This window comes from Neorhizobium sp. DAR64872/K0K18 (assembly GCF_050500175.1).
GTDB classification, from domain to species: Bacteria; Pseudomonadota; Alphaproteobacteria; order Rhizobiales; family Rhizobiaceae; genus Neorhizobium; species Neorhizobium soli.
The window spans coordinates 242,536-259,006 of record NZ_CP191446.1 but is presented as its reverse complement, the minus strand read 5'-3'; the positions used below and the strand labels follow the sequence as shown (position 1 = coordinate 259,006).

Below are 16,471 nucleotides of genomic sequence, written 5' to 3'. Positions count from 1 at the left end.
AAGGAATGCCATGTCCGCCGCACCCGAAAACCCAGACCGCATCACAATCGAACTCACCGGCCAGCCGATCGGCTTTGCCGAGCTGATCAAGATCGGCCGTGGCGAAGTAACCGTGACAGCCAGTGCCGAAGGGCTTGCCCGTGTCGCTGCGGCGCGGTTGGTGCTGGAAAGCACGATTGCCGAGGGCACGCCCGTCTATGGCGCGACGACCGGCGTTGGTGCGATGAAGGACGTCGCGTGGTCGCCGGAAGAGCTGGACGCTTTCAATATCGGGCTCGTCCGGGCCCATCACTTCGGCACCGGCGAACCGTTTCCGATCTGCGTCGTGCGCAATGCGATGGCGTTGCGCGTCAACACGGCGCTGACGGGCTATGTGGGTTGCTCGACCGAACTGGTTCAGGCCTATCTCGATCTGCTGCAGGCCGACGTCATTCCGGTCGTGCGGCGCACCGGCTCGATCGGCTGCGCCGATATCGGTCTGATGGGGCAGATCGGTGCTGTCCTGACCGGCGTCGGCGAGGCTGTCTTCGAGGGACGCCGCCTGCCCGCGGCGGAAGCCTTTGCGGCGGCAGGGATCGCGCCCATGAAAATGGCGCCGCGCGATAGCCTTGCCTCGCTCAGCGTCAATTCGGTCAGCTTTGCGGCCGCCGCCGATGCGACGCGCACGGCCGCCTGCGCCATCCGAACGCTGCTTGCCACAGGCATGGCCGCTTCCGGTGCGATGGGCGGATCCCGCGACCCGTGGATTGCCGTCACCCATGTGGGCACACCACGCGAGGCGATGATCGGAAAATGGCTGTGCAACGCGTCCGAAGGCTGGGACTGGCCGAAGGCAACGCAAATCCAGGACCCGTTGAGCCTGCGCATGATCGCGCAGGTGTTCGGCACGGTGTTTGAAAGCGTGCTGACTGCCGGTCACAAGATCCTCGCGGCAACGGGCAGGTCCGACGACAATCCCGTGATCGTCGACGGCCGGGTTCTGACATCAGGCGGTTCGCTGCCGCTCGACGTTACGGTGCTCCTGGAATCGGCATCGCTGACGATGGCGCATGCGGCACGCAATGCCTTCAACCGCTGCGTTCTTCTTGGAAACGGCCAGCGCCGCGATCTGCCGGTCAATCTGGTTCCGCATGGTGTGATCGCGACCGGCTTCGGCCCAATCATCAAGCTGGCCGGGGAAATCTTCTCACGCGTGCTGTCGATGACCAACCCGGTTTCGGCTCAGTCGCTGGTGGTGGCCGGCGGTATGGAAGACGAGGCAGCCTTCCTGCCGCTGGTGATCGAACGGTTCGAGCGACAGGTTCAGGCGCTGCAGCGACTGGCAGCGCTGGAAGCGTTGCTGGCAGCCCAGGCCATGGATATCCATGGCGACGAGCCGGGCGGTGCGGTCAAGCTGATCTACGATGCCGTACGCCGCCACGCAGCCTTCTACACGGTCGATCGGCCGCTTTCGGCGGAGGTGGAGGCGATCGAGGCGGAACTCGCGTCGGAGGCCTTCCTGACGGAGCTGATCGCCATCTCGCCGATCCATGCGATCGACGGTTTCTTCGCGCTGGGCGGGTTCGGCATGCAGGGCGTGCAGCCCACGCAACCGTGAGAGCAACGCGCCTTTATTCCGCCGGTTTCTTCAGACTTTCTTAAAGGAATATAGTCCTTTCGCGTGCCCCAAGTGGCCATTTGGAGTTTGCCCATGGCGCTTGGCGCTTCCCGACGGCTGCAGGACGGCGTCGTTGCCGTCGAAACGATGACGCGATTTGCGCTGGCAGTGCTGGCGCTGGCATCGGGCGTCTATACCTATCTCGGTGCCCGCACCATTCTCGACGGGTCGCCGACGGCGGTGTTCTTTGCCGCAATCATCTATTCGGTGTCGGTGTCGGTCGGCATCTATGCCTTCTGGTCCTACATGGCGCGGTTCTATCCGCATATCACATCGCGGACCGGGCGGACCGCGATGCTGGCGGTGATGGCCGCGGGTGCAGCCATGATCATGGCGATGTCGAGCTGGCTCAACGCCGCAGCCCTTGCCGGTTCGTCTGCCGTCGAACAGCACCTTTCCGAAACCGTGGAAGCCTATACGGCCGATCTTGACCGCGCCCACCAGAACGCGATTGCGGCGCAGAGCCTGCTGCCGGATATCCAGCGTGCCGGTGAGCGGTTCTCACAGCTTGCGGGTGTCGAGCGCCAGTCCGGTTCGCTGACCGGCACCACCGGCTCCGGCAGCGTGGTGCAGTTGCTCACCCAGATGTCGGCCCAGATGAAATCGCTGGAAGGCAATATCAACGGGTCGCGCGAACAGGTGGCCGATCTTTTCGAACAGGGCCAGAAGCGGCTTGAGGCGATGCGCGGGCTGGTCTCGGCGCCGGGCGATATCGGACCCCGCGCCGACCAGTTCTCGACCGAGGCCGTGGCGCTGACGGGCGTCGTATCCTCGCTGTCGCAGACCTCGATCGCGCCGTCCATCCGTCGTGCGGCAGACGATCTGGCGATCGGCTTTATCGCGCCGGTGCCGGACGGGGCAGCGCCCGACCTCGTCAACCGCCAGAACCAGGTGATGGAGACGGTGAAGGCTTCGGTGAGCGCGCAATCCAAGGCGCTGGCCAAGGCTGCCGACGAAATCATGTCGCGGCCGACTGTGGGAGAACGGCGCTTCGTGCCGCTTTCGCCGGCAGGCGCCGTTCTGGAATATGCCGGCGACTTTATTCCCGCCTGGGCCGGCGCGATCTCCATCGACCTTCTGCCGGGTGTGATGGTGTTCATCCTGGCCGTCGTGCATGGCGCGATCCGGAGACAGGAGGACCCGCTTCCGTTTGCCGAGCGCATTACCGCTGCCGAGCTTTTGCAGGCGCTCGAAGTCCAGCGCGCCGTCAGTGCCAGCGGCATGAGCGTGGAACAGGCGACCGCCGCCATGGAAAAGCCCGAGACATCGCAGGAGGATGCCCGATTGGCCGAGCTGAAGGCGGACGAGGTGAAGGCCGAAGAGGTTAAGGCCGACGAGAATACCAATATCACCAGTCTCGATCCGAAAACGCGCCGGGACCGCAGCCATGAGGATCGGTGAGGCAATCCGCCGGCTCGACGACGGTGTCATCCTGCGCGGCGTCTTCTATCTGATGCTCGGCATTTCCGGCATTTTCCTCGTCACAGACATTCGCGAGATCGCGACCGCAAAGCCCGAGAGCCCGGGTTACGATCCGATGCGCGAGACGGATCCCGTTCTGCCACCGGCGCTGACCGAGGGGCGACCGGCAGCGCCGCCCGTCGAGCCTTCAAGCCCGGCAGACGTGCTGCGCAAGGCGATGACCTTCAACCTGACGACGGGTGGCATTCTGAAGGCTGAAGGGGCGATCGAGCCGGGTGCTGCGGAGCGCTTCGCGACCGAGATCGAGGCTCGCGGCGAATATGTGAAGACGGTGTCGCTCAACTCCCCCGGCGGCTCGGTGGGCGACGCGATCGCCATGTCGAAGCTGATCCGCGAGAAGAAGCTGGCCACGCTTGTGGTGACCAAGGGGCTCTGTGCTTCCTCCTGCCCGATCGTGTTTGCCGGTGGTGTCACGCGGGTGGCCCAAAAGGATGCGGTGATCGGTGTGCACCAGGTGTTCAACGGCGGCCGCAACAGGCCGAGCGCCGACGAGGCAATGTCCGGCGCACAGGCGACCACGGCGCGTGTCTCGCGGCATCTGGAGGAAATGGGGATCGGCTCCGGCCTGTGGCTGCACGCACTGGAGACCCCGCCGGACCGACTGTACTATCTGACGCCGAAGGAAATGACGGATTTCAAACTGACGACCCCGCCGGCTCCCGCCGTCAACGCGTCCGCCAAGAAGAGCTAGCTTCGCTGCGTGATACTGCGCGACAGCAGTGCTGCCGCGAGGGCGAGCGCCAGCATCGTGCCGGTAAAGGCCGATACGGCCCACCAGCCATCGGCGCTCCAGAAGTGGCCGCCCACCGAGCCGGCGACGCTTGAGCCCAGATAATATCCCAGAAGATAGAGCGAGGACGCGTGGCCCTTGGTGCCTTTTGCCATGCGGCCGACCAAAGCGCTTGCCACCGAATGGGCGATGAAGAAGCCGGAAGTGAGCAGCACGATGCCGAGAATGATCAGCGGCAGCGGTGTGGCGAGTGTGATGACGACGCCTGCAAATGCCAGGACGATACCGGTGAGTATGACGGCGAAATGGCCGAAGCGATCTCCGAGTAGACCGGCGGCCCAGGACGCAACGATGCCGAACAGATAGACCGTGAAGATGAGGCCGAGCTCCGTCTGATCGAGGCTGTAGGGGGCGTCCACAAGCCGGAAGCCGATGTAATTGTAGATGGTGACGAACGCGCCCATCAGCAGGAAGCCGATGGCAAACAGGAGTGCCAGTGCCGGATGGTTCAGGTGACCGAGCCAGGCATCGACATGATAGCGCAGGTTGGATTTGCGCGGCACGAAGTTGCGCGATGGCGGCAGGAGAACGAGAAAGCCGATGGCGGCGACGATGCCGAGCGCGCCCATGCCGACAAGCGCCAGACGCCAGGAGAAATATTCCGCCAGAACCCCGGTGACGACACGCCCAGCCATGCCGCCAAAGGCGTTGCCGGCGATATAAAGGCCCATCGCGGCGCCGAGCCCTTTCGGATCGACTTCCTCCGACAGATAGGCCATGGCGACCGCCGGAACGCCGCCGAGCAACAGGCCTTCAAGCGCACGAATGATCAGAAGCAGGTTCCAGTTCGGCATGGCGGCGCAGGCGATGGTGCAGATCGAGGCGCCGAGCAGGGACACGAACATCAGGCTGCGGCGGCCGAACCGCTCCGAAACGGCGGCGGCGCAAAAGATGGCGACCGCCAGAAAGCCCGTCGACAGCGACAGGGACAGCGAGCTTGCCGCCGGACTGACGCCGAAATCACGCGCGAAGATCGGCATGAGCGGCTGGACGCAGTAGAGCAGCGCAAAGGTTGAAAAGCCGGACATGAAGAAGGCGAGACTTGCCCTCCGGTAGGCCGGCGCGCCGCGGACGAGATAGAGCTTCTCCCCCTCCCCCGCTTCTGCAAGAGCTTGACCGTTCGGTGCCGCGGGCAGATCGGCGTTCAGGGATGCGGAGGCGGGCATGGGGAATTCGACCTTTCAGATCCATCAAAGGTAGCCAGTCGGTTCCCATTAATCCAATATATAGCGCAGGCGTTCTCTATAGGTTTTACAGATACCGATGGAGCTGAGGCATATCCGTTATTTCCTCGCTGTCGCCGAGGAGGAGAATTTCACGCGGGCTGCGGCACGGCTTGGTATTGGTCAGCCGCCGCTCAGCCAGCAGATCCGCGATCTCGAAAACGAGATCGGGGCAGCGCTTTTCCACCGGGTGCCGCATGGTGCGGAATTGACTGCGGCCGGGGCAGCGTTTCTGCCCGAAGCGCGGGCTTCGCTTGCGGCCGCAGAGGCTGCGAAACTTTCTGCCCGCCGTGCCGCGCGCGGCGAGACAGGCAAGCTGGCGCTGGGCTTTACCGCGTCTGCGGCCTTCAACCCGGTCGTGACGGGCGCTATCCGGCGTTTCCGGAGCGAGTGGCCGGGCGTTGCGCTGTCGCTGGCGGAAATGAACAGCAACTGGCTGATCGAGAAACTGGAACGCGGCGAGATCGACGCCGCCTTTATCCGTCCCGGCTTGGAAGACCCGAAGGCGGTGCGGCTGAAACGTCTGGCGGACGAGCCGATGCTGATCGCACTGCCGGCGCACCACGAGCTTGCGACCTTAAGCACCGTGCCGATAGCAGCGCTTGCGGGAGAACCCTTCGTGCTGTTTCCGCGCACGGTGGGTCTCAGCCTGTTCGACGATATCCTCAGCGCCTGCCGCGATGCGGGGTTCGAGCTCAACGTCACGCAGGAAGCGCCGCAGATCCCGTCCGTGGTCAATCTGGTTGCCGCGGGGCTGGGCGTCTCGATCGTCCCGGGCTCCATCACGAAGATCGCCATCGAGGGCGTCGTGTACCGGCCGATCGAGGGGCCGGGACCGGTGGCGCGACTGGGGATCGCCGTCATGAAGGCACAGCGTTCCCCGATCGCGCTCAACCTGTTCGAACTGGTCTAGGCTGACCGGTTAGCCCTTGATCTCGCGTTCGCAGAAGGTGATGCGGTTGCTGAACGGATCCGTCACCGAAACCTCCAGACCCCAGGGCGCCTGGTGCAGCCCCGGCCGCATATAGGCGTAGTCCTTGGCATTGAGTTCCCTGTGGAGCGCTGCAGCACCGGTGATGGGGACAAACACGCGGCCACCCGGCGAGGCATCGCCCGCATGTTCGGACAGATGCATCAGCATGCCGCTGCGCGATATCTGGCAATAGAGCGGTGCGTCGGGAGCGAACCGATGCTCCCAGTCGACGGTGAAGCTTAAGAACCCGCAATAGAACTCCATCGCCTTGCCGACGTCGAAAATGCGGAAGATCGGGATGGCCGGCTGAATCAGGGTCTGGCTTGAGGCAGGTTCGACCGACTTGAAATCATTCATTGCGACCGCCGTTCATCGGAGTTTCACCACTCTTGCTGCAGGACGATTGCATGTTCAAGAACAAAACCCTAGCTTCCGGTCACTTCGAAAGCGGGCGGGCTATGGAACTCAAAGACAAGCGTATCCTTCTCATCATCTCCGGCGGGATCGCGGCTTACAAGAGCCTCGACCTGATCCGGCGGCTGCGCGAACGCGGCGCCTCGGTGCGGCCGGTCATGACCAGGGCTGCCCAGGAGTTCGTGACGCCGCTTGCCGTCGGGGCATTGTCGGGCGGGCATGTCTATACGGAGATTTTTTCGCGCGAGGACGAGCAGGATGTCGGCCATATCCGGCTGGCGCGCGACGCGGACCTCGTGATCGTCGCACCCGCAAGTGCCGACCTGATGGCAAAGATGGCCCACGGAATGGCGGACGACCTGGCAAGCGCCGTGCTTCTTGCGACCGATCTGCCCGTGCTGGTGGCGCCTGCCATGAACCCGAAAATGTGGGCGGCTCCTCCGACGAAACGCAATGCCGAGACACTGAAGGCCGATGGCATCCATGTGATCGGGCCGATGGTTGGCGAGATGGCTGAGAGCAACGAGGCCGGCGCCGGCCGGATGGCAGAACCGTTGCAAATCGCTGCCGCGGCGATTGCGCTGCTTGATGCTTCGCCGAAACCGCTGGCCGGCAAGACCGCCATCGTGACCTCCGGCCCCACCCATGAGCCGATCGATCCGGTGCGCTACATCGCCAACCGCTCATCCGGCCGTCAGGGCCATGCGATTGCTGCGGCGCTGGCGAAACTCGGTGCCGATGTGACACTCGTTTCAGGCCCGGTGACAATCCCCGATCCCGATGGCGTCACGACGCTGCATGTGGAAACGGCGGCCGAGATGCTCGAGGCCGTGACAAGCCGTCTCCCCGCCGATATCGCCGTCATGGTGGCGGCCGTCGCCGACTGGCGGGTCGCTTCCTCCGCCGACCAGAAGATCAAGAAAATGCCGGGCGAAGCACCGGCTCCGCTGATGCTGACCGAAAACCCCGACATCCTCAAGACCGTTGGGCATCACGACAAGCGCCCCAGACTTGTCGTCGGTTTCGCCGCCGAGACGCAGAATGTGGACGAAAACGGGCGATCGAAGCTTCAGCGCAAGGGTGCAGACCTGATTGTTGCAAACGACGTCTCGCCTGAGACCGGCGTCATGGGCGGCATGCGCAATCAGGTGAAGATCATCAGCGAGACCGCGATCGATGCGTGGCCCGATCTCGGCAAGGACGAGGTTGCGATGCGGCTCGCCGAGCTGATAGCGGCCCGGCTCGCATGAGGATCACGCGGCCTTCGACAGCGCCTGCGGCTGGAAGAGCAACGCCTGCATGCCATCCGGGCAGACCTTGACGGCGCTGCCATCTGGAATTTCCACCCAGGTATCGGCCTCGTCGTTCAAAGGTTCCGACACCAGGCAGTAACCGGTCTTTGATCCATCCGCATCCGACCCCTTGCCTGTCATCGGTGCGGCATAAAGTGTCGGTGGCTTGTGATCCGTGGCATATCGCACCGCATAAAGCTGGCGGCCGTTGGAAAAGCATGCGGTGAAGCGCACGAGTGCCGTGCCAAGCCGTTCCATCGAGATGTCTTCGACGGCGGCGATCGCCTTTTCCATTGCGCCCAAGGGATCGGCATCCATGCCGAACTGCAGCGCCAGCAAGAAGAGAAGCTCGGAATCAGTCGATCCGGTCCGGGCCGAGAACAGTTCGTCCGATAACAGGCTTTCGAGCGGCCGGCGGATCGCTTCGAAGCTCGCGACCTGGCCATTGTGCATGAAGGACCAGTGGCCATGCACGAAGGGGTGACAGTTGTCGCGCCGTGTTGCGCCCGTCGTTGCGGCGCGGACATGGGCAAGAAACAGTGGCGAGCGGATCTGCCGTGCGATACTGCGCAGATTGCAGTCGGACCAGGCCGGAAGAATGTCCCTGTAGCGGCCAGGCTCTGGTCTGTCTCCATACCAGGCGATGCCGAAACCATCGCCATTGGTGGCGGTCTTTGCGCGTGTGGCACAGTGGGATTGCTCGATCAGGGAATGGGCGGGCGAAGAGACCAGTTCTTCCAGATAAAGCGGTTCGCCCCGATAAGCTGCCCAACGACACATCTGTCTTTCTGCTCCACTCTGTCTGCCTGCAACGCACGCAACCGTCGAAAATCAAGCGTCTCGAAATAGGGTTAATGAAAAATGAATTACCGGCCCAGATGACAGTTTTGTGGCCCCTTCCCCATCACGTTTTGCAACGCAATGTTGCCTCAGCCTGTTGTCGCGGCGGCTTCAAAGCCTAAATGAAGCTGCATGGTTGATGATACAAAATCGAGCGCGGACGCGCATGCCGGCACATCTGACGGCACCGACATTCTGCACGAAGTGCTGAACCAGCCCGGGAAATGGGCAGTTTTCTTCGATATCGACGGTACGCTGATCGACATTGCGGATACGCCTGATGGTATCGTCGTGCCTGACGATCTGGCCGAGAATCTGACCCGGCTTTCCGCGAAACTGAGCGGTGCCATGGCGCTGGTGACGGGTCGGGCTCTGCCCTACGCCGATCAGCTCTTCAAGCCGCATGTCTTTCCGATTGCCGGCCTGCACGGGGCGGAAAGACGATCCATGTCGGGAGCGATCGAGCGGGTAACGCCAGGTCCTGATTTCGAGGCGCTGAAGGTGGATCTTGCCGAGGAAGCAACAGCCTGGCCGGGCGTTCTTGTCGAGGACAAGGGTCTCGCCGTGGCTGCCCACTACCGACAGGCGCCGACATTCCAGGGGCAAGTCGAGGCGGCGATGGAACGCTACCGCGAGCGGGCAGGATCCGACTTTACGCTGCAGCGGGGCAAGATGGTGGTGGAAATCCGCCCTGCCCGCGCCAGCAAGGGCGATGCGCTACGGGCTTTTCTCAGCGAAGAGCCATTTGCCGGCCGGTTGCCGATCGCGATCGGTGACGATGTAACTGATGAAGCGATGTTCAGGGTTGCCAACAAGCTGGGCGGCCACTCGATCCGTATTTCCGATATCGCGGCAGACACCGTCGCGTCGGCAACATTGGGATCGGCGGCCGAACTGCGCGCGCTGATCGCCAAGCTTGCCGCCGCCTGAACTGATTTGAGAATGCATTTTCGAAAGGAAATATCGTGAGCCGTCTAGTGGTCGTATCGAACCGCGTCACCGTTCCGGACAAGACCGGTGCGGCACCTGCCGGCGGCCTTGCCGTAGCCCTGCAGGCAGCCCTTGAGGAACGCGGCGGCATCTGGATGGGTTGGTCCGGCAATTCCAGCGGCAACGAGGAACCCGGCCCGCTCGAGATGCAGGAGCATGGCGCGATCACCTATGCGCTGACCGATCTCACCGACACCGACGTCGAGGAATATTATCACGGCTTTGCCAACCGGGTGCTCTGGCCGATCTGCCACTACCGGATGGACTTGGCCGAATACGGTCGCAAGGAAATGGCCGGCTATTTCCGGGTGAACCGCTTCTTTGCGCAGAAGCTTGCGCCGCTTCTCAAGGAAGACGACATCATCTGGGTGCATGACTACCACCTGATCCCGCTGGCAGCCGAACTTCGCCAGATGGGCTTCAAGAACAAGATCGGCTTCTTCCTGCATATTCCGTGGCCGCCGGCGGACGTGCTGTTCACCATGCCGGTTCACGAGCAGATCATGCGCGGTCTTTCGCAGTATGACTTGGTCGGTTTCCAGACGGATTTCGATCTGGACAATTTCGGCGGCGGATTGGTTCGCGAAGGAATCGGCGAGCGGATCGACGGCGGCAAGAAGTTTTCGACCTTCGGGCGCACCTTCAAGGGCGGCGCCTATTCGATCTCGATCGAGACCGAGATCTTTTCCAAATTCGCGATCAAGGCCGAAAAGAACGCGATGGTGCGCAAGGCCCGCCAGAGCGTCGAGGGCAAGGACCTCATCATCGGCGTCGACCGCCTGGATTATTCCAAGGGCATTACACAGCGTATCGACGCCTTCGAGCAGTTTGTCGCCACCAATCCGGATCACCACAACAAGGTGACCTATCTGCAGATCACGCCGAAATCCCGGTCCGAAGTGCCTGAGTACGAGCAGATGCAGCGCATGGTCGCCGAACAGGCTGGCCGCGTGAACGGGGCGATCGGCACAGTGGACTGGGTGCCAATCCGCTACATCAACAGATCGGTACCGCGCCCGGTTCTTGCCGGGCTCTACCGGCTGGCGAAGATCGGCCTCGTGACGCCGCTGCGCGACGGGATGAACCTTGTCGCCAAGGAATATGTGGCGGCGCAGGATCCGGAAGATCCGGGCGTGCTGGTGCTTTCACGCTTTGCCGGAGCGGCCCGCGAGCTGCGCGGCGCGCTTCTGGTCAACCCATACGACATCGAGGGAACGGCGCATGCCATCGCCCGCGGGCTCAGCATGCCGCCGGATGAGCGGAAGCAGCGCTGGCAGATGATGATGGACCACCTGCTGACCTACGACATCAATCGCTGGTGCGACGACTTCCTCAAGGACCTCATCGAGGACTGAGTATCCGCTGGAGCCGCCCCGCAATGACGGGCGGCTTCAACTCCCTTGAATGAGGCGGATTGACCGGCCGCCGCCAATGCGCTGAATAGATCCCATTGCCTTTTCATCATTTCGCGACCTGCGAATTGATGCCAATTCATTTAGAGGTCTTCATGCCGGTCGCAGTCACAGCCGAACATATTGCAGAAGCCGAAACCCTGATCCGTCCGCATATCCGCCGCACCCCGACGATGCGGGTAGACATGCAGGATTTCGGGGCCGAACCATTCCAAGTCGATCTCAAGCTCGAGCAGTTGCAGCATTCCGGTTCGTTCAAGGTCCGCGGCGCCTTTACCAATCTTCTTGGCCGCGAGGTGCAGGCAGCAGGCGTGGTTGCGGCGTCCGGCGGCAATCACGGAGCAGCGGTTGCCTATGCGGCCCACAAGCTCGGTGTGCCCGCGCATATCTTTGTGCCAAGCGTCGCCTCCAAGGCGAAGATAGATCTCATCCGCTCCTACGGGGCAGAGCTCGTGATCGGCGGCGACCGCTATGCGGATGCGCTCGCTGCCAGCGAGGCTTATGTCGCGCAGTCCGGGGCGATGGCCGTGCATGCCTTCGACCAGGCGGAAACGCTGGCGGGACAAGGCACGCTCGGCAAGGAAATCGAGGAAGACCTGCCGCATATCACGACGTTGCTGGTCGCCGTCGGCGGCGGCGGGCTGATCGGCGGTATCGCATCCTGGATGCGCGGCCGGGTGAAGATAGTTGCCGTGGAATCCGACGGCGCTCCGACGCTTTACGACGCCTTCAAGGCAGGCCGCCCCGTGGATGCGCCGGCCGGCGGTATCGCGGCCGACTCGCTTGCGCCAAGGCAGGTGGGGCAGCTGATGTTTCCGGTGGCACAGGCATTCATCGAGCCGCCGGTCCTCGTGACCGACGAGGACATTCTGAACGCCCAGAAGGCGCTCTGGTCCGGCGCACGGCTGGTGACCGAGCCGGGTGGTGCGGCAGCGTTTGCGGCGATACTTTCGGGCAAATACCGTCCACAACCGGGTGAGCGCATCTGCGTGCTGGTCTGCGGATCGAACACGACGGCCGTCGATTTCGGCTGATCGTGCGACCCACTTCCCTTCGCGATGCGGCGGCGATAATGCTGAGACCATGTTTCAGCTAGAACAGCCCGCCACATTCGAGCAGGTCATCAAGAAAAGCCGCTTTCTGGCGATCGCGCTTCCCGTCGCGAGCGAGACGGAGGCCAAAGACGCCATTGCTGCGCATAGCGTTACCGATGCCACTCACAACTGCTGGGCCTGGCGGATTGGATCAGCCTATCGCTTTTCCGATGACGGCGAGCCGAGCGGGACGGCGGGCAAACCGATCCTGGCGGCCATGGACGGGCAGTCGCTGGATAAAGCCGTCGTCATCGTCACCCGCTGGTTCGGCGGCATTCTGCTCGGTAGCGGTGGCCTGGTGCGTGCCTATGGCGGTACGGCGGCCGCCTGTCTTAGGGCGGCCCCGCTCATCGAAGTCAAGCCGTCGGTGCTGGGTGCCTTCAGCATCGAGTTTTCCGACCTTGCACGAACGAAAGCCAGGCTGCAGTCGATCGAGGACGTGAAGATCACCGAGGAAGTGTTCACAGAGACAGGTGCCGAGCTGCGGATCCAGATACCGGAAGCCGAGCAGGAGCTCATCTCAAGGCTGATCTCCGACCTTACCAGCGGCAGGTCGGAGCTATCGCTCGATTGAAATCACGCCGCCTTGGCGACGTGATATTCCTTGATGGCGACCATCTTGATCGCGGGGAAGCGTTCGGACTCGTAGCGCAGCGAAAACGAGTCCTGCGCCAGGAAGACCGGATCGCCGTCGAGATCGCGGGCGATATCGCCGCGCTTGACGGTCAAGAACTTCTCAAGCTCCACCGGCTGATCCGACGAGATCCAGCGGCAGACGGAGAAGCGGGACATTTCGAACGAGACCGGCAGCGTATATTCCCCCAACAGCCGCTCTTTGAGAACATCGAGCTGCAGCGCGCCGACGACGCCGACGATGGCGGGCGAACCGTCTTCCGGGGAAAACAGCTGCACGACGCCCTCTTCCGCCATCTGCTGCAGGGCTTCCTTCAGCTTCTTCGCCTTCATCGCATCTTCCAGACGGACGCGGCGCAGGATTTCCGGCGAGAAGTTCGGGACGCCCTGGAAGACGAGATTTTCGCCTTCCGTCAGCGTGTCGCCGATACGAAGCGTGCCGTGGTTGGGGATGCCGACGACATCACCGGCAAAGGCGGTATCGGCGATGTGACGCTGAGAGGCGAAGAAGAACTGCGGCGCCGTGAGGCCCATCTGCTTGCCGGTGCGGGCAAGCCTTGCCTTCATGCCACGCTCCAGCTTGCCTGAGCAGATGCGCGCAAAGGCGATACGGTCGCGGTGGTTCGGATCCATGTTGGCCTGGATCTTGAAGACGAAGGCCGTCATCTTGTCTTCGCTTGCATGCACGGTGCGGATATCGGCGACCTGGTCACGCGGCGGCGGCGCGAAATCGGCCAGTGCGGTGATCAGATCCCGGACGCCGAGATTGCGCAGCGCCGAGCCGAAGAAAACCGGCGTCATGTGACCTTCGAGAAAGGCCTTCCTGTCAAACGGGCGGCAGGCTTCCCGCGCCAGTTCGACTTCCTCGACGAAGGCCGCGCGTTCGTTTTCCGGCAGACGGTCGGCGACGGCCTGGGGTCCGTTGACCGAGATCGCGTCTTCGCTGTCTGGACCACGCACCCGGTTATCGGCCAGGTGGTAGGTTCCGCAGAAGCTCTTGGAACGACCGATCGGCCAGGTGATGGGAGCCGTATCCAGCGCCAGCTTTTCCTCGACCTCGTCGAGTACCTCGAAAATGTCGCGGCTTTCGCGGTCCATCTTGTTGATGAAGGTGATGATTGGAATGTCGCGCATGCGGCAGACTTCAAACAGCTTCAGCGTGCGCGGCTCAATGCCCTTGGCAGCATCGATGACCATGATCGCCGCATCGACCGCCGTCAGCGTGCGATAGGTATCGTCCGCGAAGTCTTCGTGGCCGGGCGTATCGAGAATGTTGAAGACCTTGTCGGCATATTCGAACGTCATCACCGACGTCACGACCGAGATGCCGCGTTCGCGTTCGATCTTCATCCAGTCGGACCGCGTCTGGATGCGATCCTTCTTGGCCTTGACCTCACCGGCGAGCTGGATGGCGCCCCCGAACAGAAGCAGCTTTTCCGTCAGCGTTGTCTTGCCCGCGTCCGGATGCGCAATAATCGCGAATGTGCGGCGGCGGGAGACCGCCTCTGCAATGGTTTCGGCCATCTTTTATATCCTGTGAATTGCCGCGGTATCTAGCGACTAAAGCCCGCCATTGCAATTGACCTGCCGCGCTGCGGCGCAAACTAATGGCCAATGACCATTCAAGCCCCCTCCTCACCCGTCCTCAATGTCCTGCGTCTTCCGCACGGCCAGGACCTGGATCTGCCCGCCTACGAGACATCAGGTGCTGCCGGCATGGACCTGCGTGCCGCCGTGACCGATGGCGAGCCGCTGACCATCGCACCCGGCAAGCGCGCCCTGGTGCCGACCGGCCTCGTGTTCGAAATCCCCGCCGGGTTCGAGGTGCAGATCCGCCCACGTTCGGGGCTTGCGTTCAAGAACGGCATCACGTGCCTCAACACGCCCGGCACGATCGACAGCGACTACCGCGGCGAAGTGAAGGTTTTGCTGATCAATCTGGGAGACGAGGATTTCGTCATTGCCCGCGGCATGCGGATCGCACAGATGGTGTTCGCGCCCGTTGTCCAGGCGCAGGTCGTCGAAGTTTCCGAGGCAAGTGCGACGGCACGCGGCGCCGGCGGGTTCGGATCCACCGGCGTCTGACGTCTGCCGGAATCCTGTGACACCGATCTAGGTCAATCAGGCGGATACCGTGGGGCGCTCCCCGGCCATCCGATACGAGATCGCCTCGGCAAGGTGTATTCTCCCGATACCATCCTTCTCGTCGAGATCGGCCAGCGTCCGCGCCACCCGCAAGACCCGATGATAGCCGCGGGCGGAGAATTTCAGCTTTTCCGCCGCGTCGCGCAACAATTGCAGCCCTCCCGCATCGAGCTCGGCGAACTTCTCGATCATGGCGGTGGAACAGCGCGCGTTGGTGAGAACCGTGTACTGGCCCTCGCCTTCAAAACGCTCTCTCTGCCTGTCGCGTGCGGCCGCAACCCGCCTTGCCACGCCGGCACTCGGCTCTGCCGGCGCCGGGCGGATTAGATCGCTTGCGGAGACGGCCGGGACATCGATGCGGATGTCGATGCGGTCCATGAGCGGGCCGGAGATACGCGCCTGATAATCCGAAGCGCAGCGCGGACCTCGGGCGCAGCTATGCCCCGGTTGGCCCGCCATACCGCAACGGCACGGGTTCATGGCGGCAACGAGCTGGATGCTGGCCGGATAGGACACCCGGTGATTGGCCCGGGCGATGACACATTCGCCTGTCTCCAGCGGCTGGCGAAGCGCATCGAGAACCTGGGGCGAGAATTCCGGAAACTCGTCGAGAAAGAGGATGCCGTGATGCGCGAGTGAGGCTTCTCCGGGCCTCGCGCGCAGACCGCCGCCGACCAGTGCCGCCATCGTGGCGGAATGGTGAGGCATGCGATAGGGCCGCCGATCCGACAGCTTTCCGCCCGAAAGCTGGCCGGCGATGGAGTGGATCATCGAGACTTCGAGCAGTTCGGTGGCCGATAGCGGCGGCAATATCGATGGAAGCCGGGCGGCGAGCATCGATTTTCCCGAACCGGGCGGACCGACCATCAAGAGGTTATGGCCGCCGGCAGCCGCGACTTCGAGCGCGCGTTTGGCGCTTTCCTGGCCCTTGATATCGACAAGGTCAGGCAGATTGGCGGGCGGTGCGCGCACGGCCGGTTGAGGGCGCGACATGACCTGCGTGCCGCGGAAATGGTTGGCAAGCGCGATCAGGCTGCGGGGGGCCAAGATATCGACGCCGGGGCCTGCCCAGGCCGCTTCCGCGCCACTCTCTGCCGGGCAGATCAGCCCCTTTCCGATTGCGTTGGCGCTGATGGCTGCCGGAAGCGCACCGGCGACGGCTGCAAGCGTTCCATCGAGATTCAATTCGCCGATCACCACATAATCGGCGAGCATATCGGCGGGCACGGCACCGAGCGCCGCCATCAGGCCGACGGCGATCGCGAGGTCGAAATGGCTGCCTTCCTTGGGCAGGTCCGCCGGGGCGAGATTGACCGTGACCTTCTTGGGCGGCATGGCGAGGCCGGAGGCGTGCAAGGCTGCCTGCACCCGCTCGCGGCTTTCGGCCACTGCCTTATCGGGCAGCCCGACGATATGCATGCCGAGCTTGCCAGGGCCGATCATGACCTGCACATCGACCGGAATGCCTTCAATGCCCTGAAATGCTACCGTTCTGATACGCGCGACCATTCCGACCCGCCCACATG

At 63.1% G+C, this 16,471-nt stretch carries 14 protein-coding genes and 1 pseudogene; 10 read left to right on the top strand and 5 right to left on the bottom strand.

The features are described from left to right. The first annotated feature begins 10 nt into the window (after positions 1 to 10). The 3 genes from ACQY1P_RS06715 to ACQY1P_RS06705 all read left to right on the top strand — a co-directional run bounded on the left by ACQY1P_RS06715 (position 11) and on the right by ACQY1P_RS06705 (position 3,830). The gene (locus tag ACQY1P_RS06715; protein WP_430255796.1) at positions 11 to 1,597 is read left to right on the top strand and encodes an aromatic amino acid lyase; all 1,587 of its coding nucleotides are present in this window, start codon (positions 11 to 13) and stop codon (positions 1,595 to 1,597) included. 93 nt (positions 1,598 to 1,690) lie between these two features. Then, positions 1,691 to 3,058 (top strand): hypothetical protein, encoded by a 1,368-nt coding sequence (locus ACQY1P_RS06710; RefSeq protein ID WP_430255794.1) that lies wholly within the window; start codon positions 1,691 to 1,693, stop codon positions 3,056 to 3,058. Further along, positions 3,045 to 3,830 carry an ATP-dependent Clp protease proteolytic subunit gene (locus tag ACQY1P_RS06705; RefSeq protein ID WP_174195502.1) on the top strand — a complete coding sequence of 262 codons (786 nt, stop codon included), beginning with the start codon at positions 3,045 to 3,047 and terminating at the stop codon, positions 3,828 to 3,830. Before ACQY1P_RS06710 ends, ACQY1P_RS06705 begins: the two co-directional genes overlap by 14 nt. Here ACQY1P_RS06705 and ACQY1P_RS06700 read toward each other — a convergent pair. Next, the gene (locus tag ACQY1P_RS06700; protein ID WP_430255792.1) at positions 3,827 to 5,095 is read right to left on the bottom strand and encodes an MFS transporter; all 1,269 of its coding nucleotides are present in this window, start codon (positions 5,093 to 5,095) and stop codon (positions 3,827 to 3,829) included. The genes ACQY1P_RS06705 and ACQY1P_RS06700 overlap by 4 nt on opposite strands. 97 nt (positions 5,096 to 5,192) lie before the next feature. Between ACQY1P_RS06700 and ACQY1P_RS06695 the strand changes: the two genes are divergently transcribed. Then, positions 5,193 to 6,065, top strand: a complete 873-nt coding sequence (locus tag ACQY1P_RS06695) for a LysR family transcriptional regulator (RefSeq protein ID WP_430255790.1) — start codon at positions 5,193 to 5,195, stop codon at positions 6,063 to 6,065. A 9-nt stretch (positions 6,066 to 6,074) separates the two neighbouring features. Here ACQY1P_RS06695 and ACQY1P_RS06690 read toward each other — a convergent pair. Next, positions 6,075 to 6,437: pseudogene (locus ACQY1P_RS06690) on the bottom strand (glyoxalase superfamily protein); the annotation flags it as partial. A gap of 146 nt (positions 6,438 to 6,583) precedes the next feature. On the opposite strand from ACQY1P_RS06690, the gene coaBC reads away from it, so the two are divergent. Continuing rightward, positions 6,584 to 7,789 carry a bifunctional phosphopantothenoylcysteine decarboxylase/phosphopantothenate--cysteine ligase CoaBC gene (gene coaBC, locus ACQY1P_RS06685; RefSeq protein WP_062454046.1) on the top strand — a complete coding sequence of 402 codons (1,206 nt, stop codon included), beginning with the start codon at positions 6,584 to 6,586 and terminating at the stop codon, positions 7,787 to 7,789. A 3-nt stretch (positions 7,790 to 7,792) separates the two neighbouring features. Here the strand turns inward: coaBC and ACQY1P_RS06680 are convergent, their stop codons facing one another. Next, positions 7,793 to 8,611: a class II glutamine amidotransferase gene (locus tag ACQY1P_RS06680; protein ID WP_113166959.1), complete on the bottom strand. Its 819-nt coding sequence runs from the start codon at positions 8,609 to 8,611 to the stop codon at positions 7,793 to 7,795. 192 nt (positions 8,612 to 8,803) lie between these two features. Between ACQY1P_RS06680 and otsB the strand changes: the two genes are divergently transcribed. The 4 genes from otsB to ACQY1P_RS06660 all read left to right on the top strand — a co-directional run bounded on the left by otsB (position 8,804) and on the right by ACQY1P_RS06660 (position 12,741). Continuing rightward, positions 8,804 to 9,601, top strand: coding sequence for a trehalose-phosphatase (gene otsB, locus ACQY1P_RS06675; protein ID WP_430255788.1), 798 nt, complete (start codon positions 8,804 to 8,806; stop codon positions 9,599 to 9,601). Between the two features lie 35 nt (positions 9,602 to 9,636). Then, positions 9,637 to 11,016: an alpha,alpha-trehalose-phosphate synthase (UDP-forming) gene (otsA, locus tag ACQY1P_RS06670; RefSeq protein ID WP_430255786.1), complete on the top strand. Its 1,380-nt coding sequence runs from the start codon at positions 9,637 to 9,639 to the stop codon at positions 11,014 to 11,016. 152 nt (positions 11,017 to 11,168) lie between these two features. Then, positions 11,169 to 12,107 (top strand): threonine/serine dehydratase, encoded by a 939-nt coding sequence (locus ACQY1P_RS06665; protein WP_430255784.1) that lies wholly within the window; start codon positions 11,169 to 11,171, stop codon positions 12,105 to 12,107. A gap of 49 nt (positions 12,108 to 12,156) precedes the next feature. After that, the gene (locus tag ACQY1P_RS06660) at positions 12,157 to 12,741 is read left to right on the top strand and encodes an IMPACT family protein (RefSeq protein WP_430255782.1); all 585 of its coding nucleotides are present in this window, start codon (positions 12,157 to 12,159) and stop codon (positions 12,739 to 12,741) included. 2 nt (positions 12,742 to 12,743) lie between these two features. Here ACQY1P_RS06660 and ACQY1P_RS06655 read toward each other — a convergent pair whose 3' ends face one another. Next, on the bottom strand, positions 12,744 to 14,324 hold the full coding sequence (locus ACQY1P_RS06655; protein WP_430255780.1) for a peptide chain release factor 3: 1,581 nt from the start codon (positions 14,322 to 14,324) through the stop codon (positions 12,744 to 12,746). A 90-nt stretch (positions 14,325 to 14,414) separates the two neighbouring features. Between ACQY1P_RS06655 and dut the strand changes: the two genes are divergently transcribed. Continuing rightward, positions 14,415 to 14,885 carry a dUTP diphosphatase gene (dut, locus tag ACQY1P_RS06650; protein WP_184654187.1) on the top strand — a complete coding sequence of 157 codons (471 nt, stop codon included), beginning with the start codon at positions 14,415 to 14,417 and terminating at the stop codon, positions 14,883 to 14,885. A gap of 36 nt (positions 14,886 to 14,921) precedes the next feature. Here dut and ACQY1P_RS06645 read toward each other — a convergent pair whose 3' ends face one another. Next, positions 14,922 to 16,454 (bottom strand): YifB family Mg chelatase-like AAA ATPase, encoded by a 1,533-nt coding sequence (locus ACQY1P_RS06645; RefSeq protein WP_092663800.1) that lies wholly within the window; start codon positions 16,452 to 16,454, stop codon positions 14,922 to 14,924. Between the last annotated feature and the right edge of the window lie 17 nt (positions 16,455 to 16,471).